We start from the raw sequence: 17,644 nt of genomic DNA, 5'->3' as shown, positions 1-17,644 counted from the left end.
CAGCCGCCGTTTTGTCGCGCAGCTGCTTGAGCTGGGCTACGGTCGTGTCACGGGCAGTGCGGAAGCGTTCCACTTCGGCCTTCGGGTCGTCGACCACGCGGCGTTCCACAGCGTGGTCGGCGGTGTCAAGCACTCGGATCGCGCCGACGGCGATGCCGGCGGATGCACCGGTACCTTGCATGGTTCTCATCACAGGTTCCCCTTGAGGAACCGCTCGAACTCAGCGGCGGCCTTGTCCTCGTCACTGCCCTCAACCTTGACGGTGACCTCGTCGCCCTGCTTGACGCCAAGTCCCATGACGCCGAAGATACGCTTGGCGTCCACAGCCTTGCCTTCATAGTCGACGATGATGGTCGAATCATACTGCTGCGCCTTAGCGACCAGCAGACCAGCCGGACGGGCGTGCATGCCCTCGGGGTCGGATACGGTGAACTTGAATTCCTGAGACATGATAACCCTCCTCAGCAGACACAGTTCCAGCAGTTCCAGCAGTTCCAGATTATCGTGAATGACTTCTCATCAAACGTATGTTCAAATCCACTTGGCGCACGTTTGATGCAATGGTTGCGAAGAGAATTATGACTTGGGCGAAAAACAAAAAACCGGAACCTTTCGATTCCGGTTTATCTGCACTTGGCAAGTGCCCCCGCAGGGATTCGAACCCTGGACACGCTGATTAAGAGTCAGCTGCTCTAACCAACTGAGCTACAGGGGCGTTGGTTAGCTGTTGAAGTGTTCCTTGCAACGAGTGATAAATATACTCAGATTCGCAGCGAACGCAAGCTACGGCGTGTCTCCCGGAATTCCAACGTTTTTACTTTTGCCATTTTGACGCTAGCCGGCGATGTTGCAACCTCATATGCCGCGTCATTTTCACAGCTTCACAAAATACACACATTTTTGTATTTCAGCATGACTGCAATAAACGAAGGCCCCGCGCTGTGCGAACACAAGCGCGGGGCCTTCAATGCTTAAGCTCAGACTTCTAGCCTGAAAGATTCCAGCGTTATGCCGGAATGGTTCACTCGGCCACAACCTTCACGAAGAAGGAAGCGGTGATTTCCGGGTGGAGGGCCACCTTGGCGGGGAAGTCGCCGGTGGTCTTGATGGACTCGACCTCGATGGACTTCGGATCGACCGGAGCCTTGTCGGACAGAGCGATGGCGATGGCTTCCTTGGAGATGCCACCGAACAGCTTGCCGGACTCGGAAACCTTGGCGGCGATCTCGACGGTGGTGCCCTCGATAGCAGCCTTGGCAGCCACGGCGTCTTCACGGGTGGCGACGGCCTTGGCCAGACGAGCGCGCTTCATAGCGGTGATCTGAGCCTCAGCACCCTTGGTCCAAGCGAAAGCCAGGCCCTGCGGGAACAGGTAGTTGCGAGCGTAGCCAGCCTTGACGTTGACGACGTCGCCCGGGTGACCCAGGTGAGCCACGGTCTTGGTGAGAATGATCTTGGTTTCAGCCATTGTTCAAGCCTTCCTAACTCAGCGACCGGAAGTGGCGTACGGCAGCAGAGCCATCTCGCGGGCGTTCTTGATAGCCTTGGAGATCTCGCGCTGTTCCTGAACGGTCACACCGGTGATACGGCGGGAACGGATCTTACCGCGATCGGAGATGAACTTACGCAGCAGCGCAACGTCCTTGTAATCGATCTCGGTGATCTTGGCAGCCTTCAGCGGGTTCGGCTTCTTCTTGAACGGCTTGACCGGCGGCTGCGGCCTCTTACGTGACATGATGTTCTCCTTTAAAAATTGATTTGATTGCTTGCTGTTCAGCTGTGTGCGGCGCCAAGCAGTACCGGGTTGAGCGGTACTGATGATCTATACGGCAGCAGGTAAAGCGCTAGAACTCCGGATCGTTGTCGTCTCCACCGAATTCGGAAGAGCCACCGAACGTGAAACCGGAGTCAGCGGATCCTGCGGAGCTACCGGAGCTCCACGGATCGACCGCAGGCGCGGCAGGGGCAGACGGGGCAGCGGGCTGCTGGGAGTATCCAGCGCCACCCTGATAACCACCGTTGTAGCCACCCTGGTTCTGGCCACCGGAGTAACCGGTCTGACCACCGTTGTAGCCACCATTGCCGGTATTCTGACCGGCCTGGTTGCCATAGCCCTGAGCGGGCTGGCCACCCTGGAACCCTCCGGAACGACCCTGGAATCCGCCCTGACTGGTCTGACGCGTCACCTGTGCGGTGGCGCGGGACAGAGCCGGACCAATCTCGTCAACGCGCAGTTCGACAACCGTGCGCTGGCTTCCATCCTGGGCCTGGTAGGAACGCTGGGTCAGTCGGCCCTGCGCAATCACGCGCATGCCCTTCGACAGGCTGCTGGCGATGTTGGAGGCCAGCGACGAAGTGCGGCCATCCCACGCCGAGCAGTTCATGAACAGCGTGTCGCCGTCTTCCCACTGGTTCGTGTTGCGGTTGTACTGACGAGTGGATGCGGCGATGGTGAAGTTCACCACCGTCGACCCGCTGCCAATAGTGCGCAGCTCGGGATCGCGGGTAAGGTTACCGACCACGGTGATAATGGTTTCGCCTGCCATGCCATGCCTTCTTACTTGCACATCAGCTGTTGTAGCTGACTAAACGCTTTGAATTCAGCCCTTACGAAGGATCTTCGTACGGATCACGGATTCGTTGAGGTTCAGCACACGATCGAGCTCATCGCTAGTAGCGGGCTCGGCGGTGTACTTCACAACGACGTAGTTGCCTTCGGTCTTACCGGCAATCTCATAGGCGAGCTTGCGACGGCCCCAGTAATCGGGCTCATCGAAAGAACCGCCCTCCTTGGTGACGAGCTCCAGATACTGCTCGGTCAGCTTCTTCAGACCGCGCTCATCCAGCTCAGGATCGGCGATGAACATCAGTTCGTACTTATGCGCAGACATCACCCACCTCCTTCGGACTATTCGGCCACGGACGTTCCGTGGCAGGAGTGTGTATACGCTGTGCCCGGAAGCCATGCAGACACACCGCTTCCATCTGGGCAACTTGTATATCCTATGGCTAAGTCCAGACAGCAGGCATCACAACACAATCATCACATGCGAACCCATCTGGCTTAGGGGTGCTTGTACACTATGGTGAGGCTGAAATACACAACAACACAAAAGGATGCGAAAGCATGTCGGCAATTCTTGAAGGCACTCCGGATAAACGACTCGTTCTGGTCACGGGCCGCGCCTACCCCGAGCTGGCTGAGAAGGTGGCCGAATGTCTGGGCACCGAAATTCTTGAGACCACGGCCTATGACTTCGCCAACGGCGAGATGTACGTGCGCTTCGCCGAACCGGTGCGCGGCGCGGATGTATTCGTGTTGCAGTGCCATTCGGGCGACATCAACAAATGGATCATGGAACAGCTCATCATGATTGATGCCCTGAAGCGCGCCTCCGCCAAGTCCATCACCGTGGTCGCCCCATTCCTGGGCTACTCTCGCCAGGATAAGAAGCATCGTGGCCGCGAGCCCATCACCGCTCGCCTGATTTTCGACCTGTTCCGCGCCGCCGGCGCCGATCGCATCATGACCGTCGATCTGCACGCCGCCCAGGAGCAGGGCTTCTTCGATGGTCCGGTCGATCACCTGACCGCCATGCCGGTGCTGCTCGACTACGTGCGTTCCGCAGTGGACCTGAGCAACGCCACCATCGTGTCTCCAGACGCCGGCCGCATCAAGGTCTCCGAGCAGTGGGCCGCCAAGCTCGGCAATCTGCCGTTGGCCTTCATCCATAAGCAGCGCGACATCACCCGCCCGAACCACGCCGAGGCACACGGCATCATCGGCGACGTTGACGGCCGTGACTGCGTGGTGGTGGACGATATGGTCGACACCGCCGGCACGATTTGCGAAGCCGTTCGCACGCTCAATGAGTCCGGCGCCAAGTCGGTGACGCTGGTGGCCACCCACGGTCTGCTTTCCGGCCCTGCCGTGGAACGTCTGAAGAACTGCGGTGCACACGAAATCGTGTTCATGGATACCGTGCCGGTTCCAGAAGAGAAGCGTCTGCCGAATATGACCGTGCTCTCCGTGGCGCCGCTGCTCGCCGCCGGCATCCGTTCCGTGTTCGAGGAAGGTTCCGTGGCAACCCTGCTTGAGGGTCTGCCGGAGGATATGCGCCCACGCAATATCTACGCGTGATTCGAACCCTTACATGTAAGGTATGAGGAGTCGTTGGGGACAACGGCTCCTCTTTTTATCCTCTTTATCTCCGATTTGATGTTCTCACCGCTTCTCAGTGCAAGAAAATCGGGAACAGATTCCACTCTTCCTGATTTTCTTGCACTGGGGTGTGCTGAGTGCAAGAAATTCGGGAGATTAGGCCTGTTTCCCCGAATTCTTTGCGCTGAGAGTCACTCAGTACAAAGAATTCGGGAGGACGCGGCTGTCTGCCGGAATTTCTTGCGCTGAGGCGGCTTCTTTCCCCGTCCGAGAATCCCGGACATGAGAAACCGCATCTCCGACCATCGAATCCGAATTACTTCAGCCCAACAATCGGTACGCGACTCAAAGATGGAGGGCCAAGAATCGGAAAACAGGGACCCAACAATCAAATAATCAAATCAGATGAAGGCACGTTCACCGAAGATGGCGGTGCCTACACGCACGATGGTGGATCCTTCTTCGATGGCATAAGCCAAATCATGGGTCATACCCATCGAAAGCTCCGTGCACCCAGACGTACCTTCGGCTCCGGAAGCAAGAATCTGATCGCGGGTACGGCGCAGATGCGCGAATCCCGCGCGAATCGTACGCTCGTCATCCACGTGGGCGCCGATGGTCATCAAACCATGTAATTCCAAGCCGCCCATCGCACCGATACGCTTGGCCAGATCGATGGCATGGCTCGGTGCGCAACCGGACTTGGACTCCTCGCCGGATTCGTTGACTTCCAACAGCACGCCCACGGTGATGCCGCGCATGGTGGCGCGGCGGGCGATCTTCTCCGCGAGTTCAATCGAATCCACGGATTCGATGGTATCGACGACCGGTAGCACTTTGCCGATTTTGTTGGATTGCAGCTGTCCGATGAGGTGGAAAGGAATGTGCGTTGCAGCTGCGTTTGCAGCCGAGGCACCAGCTGCATCAGCAGACGGGCTCTGCGCCACAGAGGCATCAACCACACCGAGTGAGAATCCTCGTTCCCCAAGTCGTTTCGCCAGCCCAGACGACTTGACGGCGACTTCCTGCGGACGATTCTCGCCAATCATACGAATACCGGCATCGATAGCCGCCAGAATCTCCCCCACATCACGGGTCTTCGTGGCGGCCAACAGCCGCACCGAACCAGCATCACGCCCGGCAGCGGCCTCGGCCGCGGCGATGCGGTCCAGCACACGGTGCACACCATCCGCGATCTCCTGGGCCCGAGCTGCATCAATGACCTCGTTCGCCAAATCCTTGTGATCCATATATGCCGTCATATTCCAACACCCCTTATGCCGCACCCGCCCTACCGGGTCGTAGCTACTCCTTATATATACAATATGCGCCCGGCAGCCGAAGCAACCGGGCGCATATTGCGATTGGAAAGGAAGGATTATCTTGTGAATATCACTTGATAATCACGTCAGTTGACCGTTGGTGACCGAAGAGTCGGAAACCGGATGAGCTAGGCTCACGCGTTCTCGGACTCGGCCTTGAGCTGAGCCTCATGACGGGCGGCCAGCTCGGCCTTAATCTGCGGCTCCATCTTCTCGAACTTGCGGTAGAAGGACATGATGACAGCCACGATGATGTAGACGATCACAGGCAGCCAGATGAAGCAGAAGCTGATGGCGTCCTGAGCGGCCTGGGACTGCACGTCCTTGGTGGCGTCGTAGCCGGCGGCACCCATGATCTCGAGCGGCAGGAAGGCGCCGAAGCCGGAGCCGACCTGGATGCAGAAGGCGGAGCCGACTGCGGTCAGGAAGCCTGCGGCATGGATGCCGGTCTTCCATTCGCCGTAGTCAACGGTGTCGGCCAGCATGCCGAACGGCATACCGATGGCGATGGCTGCACCGAACACACCGATGGTCCAGAAGGTGACCAGCAGCGGCACGTTGTGGCCGGCGAGCGGCATCAGAGCCTGGCCGAGGCCGCCGATGACGAGGCCGATGATCATGGTCAGGGTCTTGTTCTTGGTCTTGTTGGCGATGATCGGCATGGCGATGGTGCCGAGCAGGCCGAGGACCTGGACGCCGTTGAAGATGGAGACGAGGTCGCGGTTGTTGAGTACGTACTGGGCGTAGTAGGTGGAGACGCCGTTACGGGTGGACTGGGCAACCCAGTAGATCACGAAGGCGACGACCAGGATGATCCACGGCCAGTTGCCCTTGGCGGCCTTGAGGGAGTCCTTCAGCGGAATCGGCTTGTTGAGTTCCGGGTGGTAGTTGCGCTCGTTGAGGTTCTTGAAGGAGAAGAGCAGCAGGATGATGGCCACGATGCCCCAGATGGCGGTGACGATCATGAAGCCGGTCTTGTCGCCGCCACCGAACTGGACGCCGAACCAACCAACCAGCGGGATGGTGAAGGAAGAGGTGATGAAGGAACCGATCTGGCCACCAGCCATACGGAAGGAGTTGGCGTTGTTACGCTCGGTCGGGTCGGAGGTGAGGTTCGGCAGGATTGCGGTGATCGGGGTCTGGATACCGGTGTACACAGCGCCAGCGGCCAGAATGTAGGTGATCAGGGCGTACCAGAACTTCGGAGCGCCATCAGGCAGGCTCGGAGCGGTGAAGGCGATCCACACGGTGATGGCGAACGGCACGCACAGCCAGAGGAACCACGGACGGCTCTGGCCCCACTTGGTGTTGGTGTGATCGACGATGGAGCCCCACACCACAGCGGAGATGGCGTCGGCGAAGCGGGCCACGAGCAGGATGGTGCCTGCGCCCAGCGCACCGGCGGCCGGGATGTGGAACACGTTGGTGTAGAAGTACATGATGTACGACGAAATGGTCACATACAGCAGGTTGCCTGCCATATCGGTGAAGGAGTAGGCAATCTTCTCCTTGACCGAGAGCTTCACTGCGGAAGCGTCCTGAGTTGCTGCACTCATTGTTTTCCTTCTTCTTTGATGTGTTGCGATTGGTACAACAGTTGTGATGTTGGCTGCCCTGTATAGGAGGTTTCAGGGCAGCCGATGGTTGCAATCCGGCGGAACGACAGGCGGAATAGATATTGGCGTACCTCTGCGCTGTTTCTGTCTTGATTGGCTAGGGAGGGCTCAACGGAATCGTCGAACCAAGCTTGATCAGTTCGATCCGAACGACCAGCCGACGATCAGAAGTCGGAGTCGAACCAGACCTGCATCTGGCCGACCTCGCGGTTGGCCCATGCGTAGTACGGGATGAGCTTGAGGTCGTAGGACTTCTCGCCGACCGGGTGCTCCTCGACGTCCGCGAACAGCGGGAAGGACTCGTCGTCATGGGTGCGCTTGGTGGCCGGGATCGTGATGACTTCCACGCCGTCGAGCTCACCGAAGTGGTATTCGGCGCGGGCGCGGCCGGCATCGTGGCTGCCGATGTGGTAGTTCCACAGCGGAGCGGAGTTGTCGGCTTCCTCGGCGCAGAACACGATCGGACCGCGCATCACGGCGATCTTGCCGATGTCGTGGCGCACCAGGGTCTTGGAGCGCATGAACTTCACGGCCATGTCGAGGTCCAAGGTGATCTGGGTTTCGCCCGGGGTCAGTTCGATGGTCACGAAACCGTCCACGACAGGCAGACGGCGTGCGTCCTCACCGTTGATCTTGAGCTCGTGCTGGGTGGCGGACCAGGACGGGATACGCACCAGGAACTTCACCGGCTCGACGCCTTCCGGCACGTTCACGGTGAACTCGATGTGACCTTCCCACGGGAAGTTGGACTTCTGGGAGACCTTCACACCGTCGAAGAACTCGGCGTCGTTCGCGATGAACTGGTGGGCGATGATCTCGCGCTTGTCCTCGTGCACGGTGTACAGGTAGCGGTCCACGGAGGCGATGAGGCGGGCGATGTTGGCCGGGCAGCAGGCGCAGCCGAACCATTCGGCGCGGTGCATCAACACATGGTAGCGATCCGGGTTGTGCTCGGTGGCCTCGGGATCGGCCTCGAGGGCGTTCACGTAGTAGAAGTGCTTGCCGTCCAAAGCGATGCCGGCGATGGAGCCATTGAACAGCTCCTTCTCGAGCACGTCGGCGTATTCGCCCTTGGTCTCGATCTCGAGCATCTGCTTGGCGAGGAAGCTCATGGCCACGGAGGCGCAGGTCTCGCCGTACATGGTGTCGTTCGGCAGGTCGTAGTCGTAGGTGTAGGCCTCGCCGACGTGGGTGGAGCCGACGCCGCCGGTGATGTACATGCGCTTGGTGACAATGTTGTGCCACAGGCGCTTGGCGGTTTCCTCAAGCTCCTTGTCGCCGGTCAGGCGGGCCACGTGGGCGACGCCGGTGAGCATGTAGCCCACGCGCACGGCATGGCCTTCAGCGGTCTGCTGCTGGCGAATCGGGCGGGCGGTCTGGGTGTATTCGTGGGTCCAGCCACGCATCTGTGGGAAGATGTCGGTGGAGCCGTCGCCGATCTTGGCGTTCTGCTTGTCGTAGAAGCTCGGGTCCTTGCCGCGCACGTCGATGAAGAACTTGGCGAGCTTCAGGTACTTCTCTTCCTTGGTGACCTCGTACAGACGGGCGAGAGCCAGCTCGATCTCCGGGTGACCGTCGGCGCCCGGGATCTTGCCGTCTTCCTCACCGAAGTTGGCATCGAGGCAGGCAGCCATCTTCTCGGCGACCTCGAGGGCCTGCTGGTTGCCGGTGACCTCGAAGTAGGCCACGGCGGCCTCGATGTAGTGACCCATCACGTACATCTCGTGGGACTGCTGGATCTGGGTGAAGCGCTCACGGTTCTCGAAAGCGCCGGACTTGATGATGTACGGGGTATCGAGGTAGCCGTCATCCTGCTGGGCACGGGCGATCAGGTCCACGACCTTGTCGCACAGCTGCTGCAGCTGCTCGTCCGGCTCGTAGGCCAGGGAGTAGGCGGCCTCCTCCAGCCACTTGTAGACATCGGAATCCTGGAATACGAAGCCCTTGAACTCGCCTTCCTCGTCACCGGCGGCGATGCGAAGGTTGCGCACGGCGCGGCTGTAGTGGTAGTCGATGTCCTGCTTGGCGCCGGAGGGGTCGCGCGGGATGTCGATCTTCTGCTCGTCGTTGATGACCGCCCACTGATAAGGAATCACTTCCTTGGCGACGTTCTCACGGTAACGCTTCCAGAACGGCGAAGTAACCGTGACATGCTGGCTCATGGTTCGTCCTTTCCACACTGTAGGTACTGCTGATTACTACGATTTTTTCGACGTGAAAATAGGCTGCATTGCCGACCGATTTTCACGTTCTGACCACTTGCATTGTTGATGGTATGAGCTCTTGTTCGTCCGCGAATCCGGGTCTTGCGAATGCGAAAAATTTCGCATAACGTAGGGCCCATGAGCCGCAAACCAACCCTTGCCGACGTGGCGGCGCTCGCCAATGTTTCCGTGGCCACCGCCTCTAAAGCACTGAATAACACCGACCGCATCTCTGCCGCGACGCAACGCGAGGTGATGAAAGCCGCCGATCAGCTCGGCTACCGCAGATCCACGCATACGCACAATCGCCACAAGCGTTCAGGACTTATCGGCTTGATTACTTCCGATTACAACGGCCGTTTCGCTTTGCCGCTCTTGACCGGAGCGGAGAATACGCTGGGCGCCTCGAACCACGCGGCATTGCTGATGAGTTCACATGGTCGGCCAGCACTGGAGAAAAGTCATATCGATCGATTGGCCGCCCATGGCGTGGATGGATTGATTGTGGTGGGCAATACCACCAATTCACGCCCACCGCTCGACCCGCGCACCACGATGGGCCTACCGGTTATTTATGCGTATGACCCTTCGCGCGATCCCAATGATTGCAGCATTGTCTGCGACAACATCGGTGCCGGAGCACAGGCCATCGAATATCTGCTGAGTATCGGCCGTCGATACATCGCAATCATCGCCGGTCCCGAAGATTTCCAGGCGGCGAAAGATCGCGTGCTGGGTGCGCAACGTACGTTCATTCTGTATGACTTCCGTCCGATTGCAGTGCTGTTCGACGCGTGGAGCGAGGAATGGGGCGAGCGCGCGGCCAAACTCCTGGTGGAACAGCATCCTCATCTGGATGCGATCTACTGTCTCAGCGACGAGATTGCGCGCGGCGCCGCCCGCGGACTCGCCGCCATCGGCAAACGTGTGCCGCAGGACGTTGCCATCATCGGGCATGACAATTGGTTCGTTTTCGCTTCGAACGCGCATCCCACGTTGACCACATTCGACAACAACATCACGATGATCGGCAGGACATCCGCACAGTTCCTTTTGGATGCGCTGGCGGGCCGGCCCCACCATGGCGTGACCAAAATCGAGTGCCCGATGATCGTGCGCGAATCCACCGAACCTCGGCGGCGCACCGCGCTCGAAAGCACCGGCCGCATCTACGAGCGGCAGGGCTAACTTCGACGATCCACAATCTCGGATGCCGCCGGTAATCGAAAAGCCATCACGGCAGTTGGCAGCCATACGAATGCCACAGCCGACACCACCGCAGATTTTGCTTGGCTGAGCATGCAATCAGCAAAGGCATTGCGCAGCCTGTTTTTCCCACGAAAGTTAAACCGGTATCATCTTTATACAATCAATATTGATATTTATTCGTTTTCAGATTGTGATACCGGTATAAATCTTATATGATGGTCCTCGTTATCACCCATAACAACGAGGTATGCACATGCAGATGACCACTATCGCCATCGACCAGCCGATGCAGGCTCCTGATGGCAATACCACTATCCCGCCAACCGGTTTGGCGACCCATGTCACATTAGGATTCAGCGAGGGCCGTCTTCCCCGCATTGTCTCCATCACACGAAGCGCTCGCACACTGGCCCAGGCCCCGGCATCCACAACAAGCGGACCGACCAATGCCGACGCCGCAAGCACCGACCCGCAATTCCCACAGACACTTGATGCCGGACTGCAAGTTGGCGAGATGCCATCCATCCTGCCCACGCAGGCCGAAGGATGGACCGGCGCTCCGGCGATACAAGTGGCGCGTAACGGCGTGGAACTTTTTCCCGCGCTTACCGTGACCCATTCCCAGCACACCAGCAATGCCGTCACCCTCAATGCCACTGATCAGCAAGCGGGCATCGCCGTGGACACGACCATCGAAATCGGCCCAGAAGGACTCCTGCACATAGACACCGCCCTGACCAACACCGGTAAATCCCCGCTGGCCGTCAACCGGCTTACCCCAGTCGTGCCACTGCCGCCGCAGGTCTCGGAAGTCGAATCCTGCACCGGGCACCACCTGCGCGAACGCGCCTTGCAGCGTCAGGCACTGACCGAAGGCGTATTCGCCAAGGAATCGCGCATGGGCCGTCCGAATTTCAACGCCACAACCCTGCTGACCGCCGGCGAGCGCGGCTTCGGCTTCGAGCACGGTCTGGTTATTTCCGCTCATGTGGCCTTCAGCGGCAACTCCACCACGTTCATCGAACGTACACCATATACGCATGGCGTCATCGGCGGCGGCGAACTGCCCTATATGGGCGAGATCGAATTGGCGCAGGGCGCGACCTATCATGCGCCACGTCTGCTCGTTGGCGTCGGCGAGGGATTGAACGAGGTTTCCGCGAAATTCCATGCCTATCTGCGCGCACTGCATCCGGAGCTTGCCAAGCCTCGCCCGGTGATGCTCAATACCTGGGAGGCCATGTACTTCGCGCAAAGCGAGGGCAAGGTCATCGCTCTGGCCGATCGCGCCGCAGAAGTCGGCGTGGAACGATTCGTCATCGACGATGGCTGGTTCAAGGGTCGCCGCGACGACACCAAGGCGCTTGGCGATTGGCAGGTAGACCCCACGTTGTGGCCGGAGGGCCTGGGAACCGTGGCCCATCATGTGCACGATCTGGGCATGGAATTCGGCCTTTGGTTCGAGCCCGAGATGATTAGCCCGGATTCCGATGTGGCACGTGCCCACCCTGATTGGATGCTGGCTCCGAACAGTGAACGTCTGCCGATGGCGTCGCGCGCGCAGCAGGTCATCGATCTGACGAATCCTGCCGCCGCAGCCTATGTGGAGCATGCGATTGACGTACTCGTGAGCGAATACCATATCGATTACATCAAGTGGGATCATAACCGTTTCCTCACCGAGCCCATTTCCCCCGCATCCGGCCATCCGGGTGTGCATCAGCAGACCGAGGCGTTCTACGCGATTGTTGACCATCTGCGCGAACGCCACCCCGGACTGGAAATCGAATCCTGCTCCTCCGGCGGCGGTCGCATCGATGCCGGCGTATTGGCTCGGTGCAGTCGTGTATGGGCTTCGGATTGCACCGATCCGGTGGAGCGTGCCGATATTCAGCGCGGCACGTCGCTCTTGGTGCCGCCTGAGATGATCGGCGAGCATATTTCCGAGTCTCCCAACCATGCGACCCGCCGCGCCACGTCGCTGACCATGCGCGCATCGATGGCATTCTTCGGACATCTCGGCATCGAATGGAACATCATGAAACTGAACGATGCGGATTTCGCACAGCTGAAGAGCTGGGTGGACTTGTACAAGCAACGCCGAGCAGACATCCCTCAGGGCGTCCTCGTCCATGCGGATTCGGCGGATCCGGCTATTCGTGTTGACGGCTTGGTTGCCCCGGATCGCTCACGCGCGGTGTTCCGATTCGCCGCAGTTGCTTCCTCTCAGGATTACCCATATGGTCTCGTGAGACTGCCTGGACTGGATAATGCAGCATGCTACCGTATTCGCCCACTTGGAGGTACGAGCCGTTATAAGGATGAATTCAGCCCGAACTGCCGTACGGCACTCAGCTGGTGGACCGATGAAGGCGCGGTGGTGGATGGCACCACACTCACCCAGTGGGGCATTCGCCCGCCGCAGCTTGCGCCTGAGCACGCCGTGCTCATCGAGGTGACGCGAGCTTAGCGCACCGGAACACGGTCCCCTGAATCCAAGCGATAGGTTAGAGGAAAACCGTTCCGGTGGATTCGCGCTCCACCAATTCACCGGCGATCTGATCGAACATCGTCCACGCCTCACCGCGTGGACGATTGTTTACTACATCGTCAATCTGCTGCTTGAGCATAGACACCGCATGCTCACCGGCCCTGTCGAAATGCTGACGAATCGTAGTCAGCGGCGGATTCCACACCCTAGAAAGGGTATGGTCATCGAATCCGGCCACAATCACATCATCTGGCACGCGTTTACCAGCCAAAGCAAGGCCTCGCATCACGCCCATCGCAATTTCATCATTACCGGCGAAGATAGCGGTGACGCTCTCGTCTTCGCCGAGTTGCCGACCGATGGCGACGGCTTCTTCGGCATCCCACGACGTGGCAATCGGCGCCGGAGCCGGAACATGCGCGTCGCTTAATGCCATACGCCAACCATCCTCACGCGCATCCACATCGGAAGGCACCGACACATAGTGCACGGTCGCGTGGTCCAAAGCCAGCAGATGCTTGGTCATCGTGTAGGCACTGTCATATTCACACAGTTGAATCTGGGCACGATCCTCATGGCGCGGACCGCCGATAATCACCATCGGCATCGTGGCTGGGATATGGGAGACCACACTGTCTGTCAGACGATCGTAATCGATCAGAATCACACCGGCCGGGCTACGATCCAAGCAGGACCGCACACTGCCCAGCATCCAATCGCCGCCACGCGAATCAAGCACATAAATCGTAGTCGGATAGCCGATTTCCTGAGCCTTGCGCTCAATGCCATAGAAGGTCTGCGTGCGGCCATAGAGCCTGGTATCGGCGGACATCACGGCAATGGATTCGCTCATATCGAGAGCGAGCGCGCGGGCGATGGGATTCGGCCGATAGTTCAGCTTTTCGATGGCCGCCGCGATGGCCACACGTTTTTTCTCGCTGACCCGGCTGGGATCCTTCAGATATCGCGACATCGTGGGCACCGACACATTGGCAACCGCCGCCACGTCGCGGATGGAAGGCGCACTGCCTCGTTTCGTTCTGGGCATGCTTTACCCCTTCCTCGGCTTGGCTATCGTTACAGCCAAGCACTTGTACATCGCACACGGAGAGCCGACATGGCTCTTGTTCCGCGCGCTTTATTCTACGCAAACCGTCATACCAATGTATACCGGTACAAAAAAGCGCCCCGTGATTGGGGGCGCTTGGAACTCAGGCTAGAGTAATGGTTGCAATCAGGCCAGAGCAGGCTGAGCGTTCTTCTTGTGGGTCAGCTGCCATGCCAACACTGCGACGATCATGATGGCGAAGCCGGCGGTGAACCACGGGAACGGAGCGGCCGGATCGGTGGAACCGGTAATCATCGTGACCGCCCTCATAGCCAGCGGGGAGACGAACACACCGACGTGGAAGGACAGGATGATCATCGTGGACCAGAAAGCCTGGGAGCTCTTCTTGGCGTACTTCGGGATGCGGTTGCACAGGAACGGTCCGAGAATCGGGCCGGGGAAGTTGAACAGGAAGAAGCCGATGACCAGTACGGCGTAGTTGGTGCCGGCAAGGGAGACCAGCAAGCTGCCGAGGAAGTAGACGCCCATGCCGATGTAGTAGGTGTTGTCGCCGAACTTCTTCTCCAGGAAGCCATAGACAAAGCCGGCAACCACGGCGAACAGGATACCCACGGAGATGATCACGGACGAATCATGGTGGGGGTCGTTCAGAATCTTCTGTGCGATTTCAGCGAAACGTACGTTGATGGCGTTGAAGAACACCATGTAGAGCGCGGCGCACACGCAGAACGCGCCGAGGATGGGGCTGGTCTGCTCAGGGTAGATGTTGACGTTCTCCTCGGCTTCCATGTCGGAAGCGCCGGACTTGTCGAGGTGCACATCCGGAACGCGCAGCCAGAACCAGATGAGGACCGGGAACGCGAACAGGTAAACGATGAAGGCGCCCTGCCAGCCGGCGATGAGCACGAACACGGAGACCAGTGCGGTCATGATGGCCTGGCCGAGGTTTTCGGTGGCGCCGCGGATGCCGAGCAACGTAGCGCGGCGATTGCCGGAATACAGCATCTGAATCAGGGTGATGGCCAGCGAGTTGTAGAGGCCAAGACCCATGCCGAAGAGCACACGCGCGGCCATGACCACGGCGAAGTTGGTGGCGAACATCGGCACAAATGCGGTGATGCCCACCAGGAACAGACCGGCGCCGATGACCTTCTTCAGGCCAAAGAAGCGTGCAAGTGCCGGGCTGATGAGCAGCGTGGCCAACGCGGTCAGCGAAGGCGTGGTGGAGAGCAGCTCCGCGGACGTGTTATCGACGTTGAGGGCACGGCCCAACTGCGGAATAACACCGTTGACAACGCTGTAGCTGGTGAGGAACAGCGATATGGACAGCATCGGCAAGATCACCGAGAGGCTGTTGACATCCTTCTTCGTTGTGGATGACATAGGTTTCCTTTTTCTCTGTGGTTGTACGCACCGTCGGTTGGTGCTGACGTTGGTGGTGGACGAATTAGGCTGAACTGGTTTGGACTGCTCGCCGTCCTTGCCGACCTCGTTCTCCGTTGTCATGAGAAACTATATTTTGATACCGGTATAAAGTCAAATTAAAACGCCAAAATAGCTTATATTCCGGCGTTTCTTAGGTTCATTGCAATTATTTCTTTTATCGGTATCAAATAATCTCAACACGCATGCGGCAACTTTGGCAACATAGCATTAAACATGTTGTCAGCGAGGAAAATGAAAGGTTTTGGCGACTAGCGCTTCTTGGCTTTGCGGCCCTTCAGGTAGATGTCGATGACGATCCAGACACCGAGCACGAACGCCACCACATAGCCGAGGAAGCCCACAATCGGAATACCGAAGATAATCGGTTTCATGCCGGCGTAATACACAATGGACGAGCCGATGAACAGGCCTACCACAATCAGGGCCATCGTCAGTCGGTTCACCATGTCGGACAGCAGTTGGAAGGGCTCTTGCGAGCCGACAAGTTCCATGTTCATACGCAGCTGGCCACGGGTCAGCATGCGGGCGGCCACATTGAGCTCGCTCATGGCATCCAACGCGCTGTGCAGGGCCACATGGCTTTCGACGCCGAGGTCCTTGAGCTCGTCTTTGACGGCTTGGCTGGTGGTTTTGGAGGTGGCGATGTGCTGGGAGATGATCTCGATCATGTTCACGTCCGGAATGAACTCGTCCAAGAGTCCTTCCAACGTGACCAGCGCACGCCCCACGGTGGTGATGGAACTGGGCACCTCGATGCCGTGGCGCTGTGCCAGCGAAGTCAGCGCGGTGATGAACGCCGCCAAATCCAGGTCTTTCAGGTCCACGGTGCCGTATTCCTTGACGATCACGTCCAGGTCAGCGAGCAACGACGGATAGTCGGCCGGGTCCGCTTCCGTGCCGGCGAAACGCAACAGTCCATCCGCCAATTCCGGCGAGTTCTGCTTGGCCACGGCGAAGATCATGTCTTTCATCACCGCGCGGGTCTTGGCGTCAAGCCGGCCGGTCATGCCAAGATCGATGAGCACGATCTGCCCGCCGCGGATGATGATGTTGCCCGGGTGCGGGTCGGCATGGAAGAAGCCGTCATCCAGAATCTGGGTGGCGTAATTGTCGACGAGTTTGGTGCCGATATCTTTGAGGTCATACCCAGCGGCCACCAGTTCACCGGCATGCGAAACCGAGATGCCGTCCACGTAGTCCATGACCACCACATGCTCGGTGCATAGGTCTGGGTATGGCGTCGGGCAATCCATGTACTTGAATCGCGAGGCGAAACGCTTGAATTCCGCGAGATTACGCGCCTCGACGAGGAAGTCCGTTTCCGATTCGAAGGTATCCCACAGTTCCTCGACCACACCTTTGAGATCGACGATCTGCGAATTGCTCATCACTTTGGTGGCGGCCTTGGCGATGGAGCGCATGATGGCCACATCCTGCGCCATGGTTTCGCGCACGCCAGGGCGCTGCACTTTGACGGCTACATCTTCGCCGGTTTTGAGCGTGGCGCGATGCACTTGCGCAAGGGAAGCCGAGCCCAACGGCTTTAAGTCGATATGTTCGAAGACCTCACTGGCTGGGCGGCCGTATTCGGCCGACAACACATCCAGCACGGTGGCGTACGGCATCGGGTCGGCGTCCGCACGCAGCTTGGCGAGTTCGTCGCAAAAGCTTTGCGGCAGAATCTCGGAGCGCATGGAGAGGATCTGGCCCACTTTGACGAACGTGGGACCAAGCGCCTCGAACATCAGGCGCATTTTCACCGGCGTCAGGCCCTTGAGCGCGTCAAATTGGTTGACGATGCGTACGATTTGCGCCAGACGCTTCATCTTGCTGCGGCGGGTCAGATGGTAGCGCTGGGAGAAATCGTCACGTCTCGGACCGAACAGACCGATGGTTTCCGTATTGACCGCAGCCCATTGTGCGTATGCCGCGGTTGGCGGATAGTCGTACGAGGAGGACGATTCATCAGCGGAAGACTTTGGAACAGACGACGAAGAGCCGGGCACCCCAGATGGGGTGGCCGGCTTGGTGTCAGCAGAAGCGCCACTTGGCTTACTGGTCGTTGTGGTTTCCTGCATGATTCTTGTCGTATCTTGTTCCGAAGCTTCCGCAGTCAAATCAGCAA

General features: G+C 58.8%; 15 protein-coding genes and 1 tRNA gene. 3 read left to right on the top strand and 13 right to left on the bottom strand.

Going from position 1 to position 17,644, the window contains the following annotated elements; genetic code table 11:
* From F7D08_RS03625 to rpsF, 7 genes are all read right to left on the bottom strand, one after another.
* Positions 1-190: phosphoenolpyruvate-utilizing N-terminal domain-containing protein (locus F7D08_RS03625; protein WP_319624258.1), on the bottom strand; the 190-nt coding region annotated here is incomplete at its 3' end.
* A complete protein-coding gene (locus tag F7D08_RS03620; RefSeq protein ID WP_152209303.1) occupies positions 190-450 on the bottom strand; it encodes an HPr family phosphocarrier protein in 261 nt (86 codons plus the stop codon). The genes F7D08_RS03620 and F7D08_RS03625, both read right to left, overlap by 1 nt.
* Positions 451-641: 191 nt before the next feature.
* Positions 642-715: transfer RNA gene (locus F7D08_RS03615), tRNA-Lys, on the bottom strand.
* A 306-nt stretch (positions 716-1,021) separates the two neighbouring features.
* Positions 1,022-1,468: a 50S ribosomal protein L9 gene (gene rplI / locus F7D08_RS03610; RefSeq protein ID WP_100493343.1), complete on the bottom strand. Its 447-nt coding sequence runs from the start codon at positions 1,466-1,468 to the stop codon at positions 1,022-1,024.
* Between the two features lie 18 nt (positions 1,469-1,486).
* Positions 1,487-1,735, bottom strand: coding sequence for a 30S ribosomal protein S18 (rpsR, locus tag F7D08_RS03605; protein WP_033890661.1), 249 nt, complete (start codon positions 1,733-1,735; stop codon positions 1,487-1,489).
* Positions 1,736-1,844: 109 nt separating this feature from the next.
* On the bottom strand, positions 1,845-2,546 hold the full coding sequence (locus F7D08_RS03600) for a single-stranded DNA-binding protein (protein ID WP_152209302.1): 702 nt from the start codon (positions 2,544-2,546) through the stop codon (positions 1,845-1,847).
* 54 nt (positions 2,547-2,600) lie between these two features.
* Positions 2,601-2,891 carry a 30S ribosomal protein S6 gene (rpsF, locus tag F7D08_RS03595; RefSeq protein ID WP_003828111.1) on the bottom strand — a complete coding sequence of 97 codons (291 nt, stop codon included), beginning with the start codon at positions 2,889-2,891 and terminating at the stop codon, positions 2,601-2,603.
* 236 nt (positions 2,892-3,127) lie between these two features.
* Here rpsF and F7D08_RS03585 point away from each other — a divergent pair, with 236 nt between their 5' ends.
* Complete coding sequence (locus F7D08_RS03585; protein ID WP_152209300.1) at positions 3,128-4,141, top strand: ribose-phosphate diphosphokinase; 1,014 nt, start codon at positions 3,128-3,130, stop codon at positions 4,139-4,141.
* Positions 4,142-4,563: 422 nt separating this feature from the next.
* On the opposite strand, the gene F7D08_RS03580 is transcribed toward F7D08_RS03585, so the two are convergent.
* From F7D08_RS03580 to F7D08_RS03570, 3 genes are all read right to left on the bottom strand, one after another.
* Complete coding sequence (locus F7D08_RS03580) at positions 4,564-5,424, bottom strand: YggS family pyridoxal phosphate-dependent enzyme (RefSeq protein WP_152209299.1); 861 nt, start codon at positions 5,422-5,424, stop codon at positions 4,564-4,566.
* A 194-nt stretch (positions 5,425-5,618) separates the two neighbouring features.
* Positions 5,619-7,040 (bottom strand): MFS transporter, encoded by a 1,422-nt coding sequence (locus tag F7D08_RS03575; RefSeq protein WP_152209298.1) that lies wholly within the window; start codon positions 7,038-7,040, stop codon positions 5,619-5,621.
* 224 nt (positions 7,041-7,264) lie between these two features.
* Entirely contained in the window at positions 7,265-9,262 is a 1,998-nt protein-coding gene (locus tag F7D08_RS03570) for a glycoside hydrolase family 127 protein (protein WP_152209297.1), read from the bottom strand.
* 180 nt (positions 9,263-9,442) lie between these two features.
* On the opposite strand from F7D08_RS03570, the gene F7D08_RS03565 reads away from it, so the two are divergent.
* Positions 9,443-10,492 carry a LacI family DNA-binding transcriptional regulator gene (locus tag F7D08_RS03565; RefSeq protein ID WP_152209296.1) on the top strand — a complete coding sequence of 350 codons (1,050 nt, stop codon included), beginning with the start codon at positions 9,443-9,445 and terminating at the stop codon, positions 10,490-10,492.
* 274 nt (positions 10,493-10,766) lie between these two features.
* Entirely contained in the window at positions 10,767-12,983 is a 2,217-nt protein-coding gene (locus F7D08_RS03560; protein ID WP_193316178.1) for an alpha-galactosidase, read from the top strand.
* 37 nt (positions 12,984-13,020) lie between these two features.
* Here the strand turns inward: F7D08_RS03560 and F7D08_RS03555 are convergent, their stop codons facing one another.
* From F7D08_RS03555 to F7D08_RS03545, 3 genes are all read right to left on the bottom strand, one after another.
* Positions 13,021-14,052, bottom strand: coding sequence for a LacI family DNA-binding transcriptional regulator (locus tag F7D08_RS03555; protein ID WP_152209294.1), 1,032 nt, complete (start codon positions 14,050-14,052; stop codon positions 13,021-13,023).
* A 186-nt stretch (positions 14,053-14,238) separates the two neighbouring features.
* Positions 14,239-15,456 (bottom strand): MFS transporter, encoded by a 1,218-nt coding sequence (locus F7D08_RS03550; RefSeq protein WP_193316177.1) that lies wholly within the window; start codon positions 15,454-15,456, stop codon positions 14,239-14,241.
* Between the two features lie 311 nt (positions 15,457-15,767).
* Positions 15,768-17,597, bottom strand: coding sequence for an ABC1 kinase family protein (locus F7D08_RS03545; RefSeq protein WP_193316176.1), 1,830 nt, complete (start codon positions 17,595-17,597; stop codon positions 15,768-15,770).
* Positions 17,598-17,644: the final 47 nt, after the last annotated feature.

The sequence above is a fragment of the Bifidobacterium cebidarum genome (assembly GCF_009193305.1).
GTDB classification, from domain to species: Bacteria; Actinomycetota; Actinomycetes; order Actinomycetales; family Bifidobacteriaceae; genus Bifidobacterium; species Bifidobacterium cebidarum.
The sequence above is the reverse complement of the archived record's forward strand: the minus strand, read 5'-3'. Positions and strand labels throughout refer to the sequence as shown.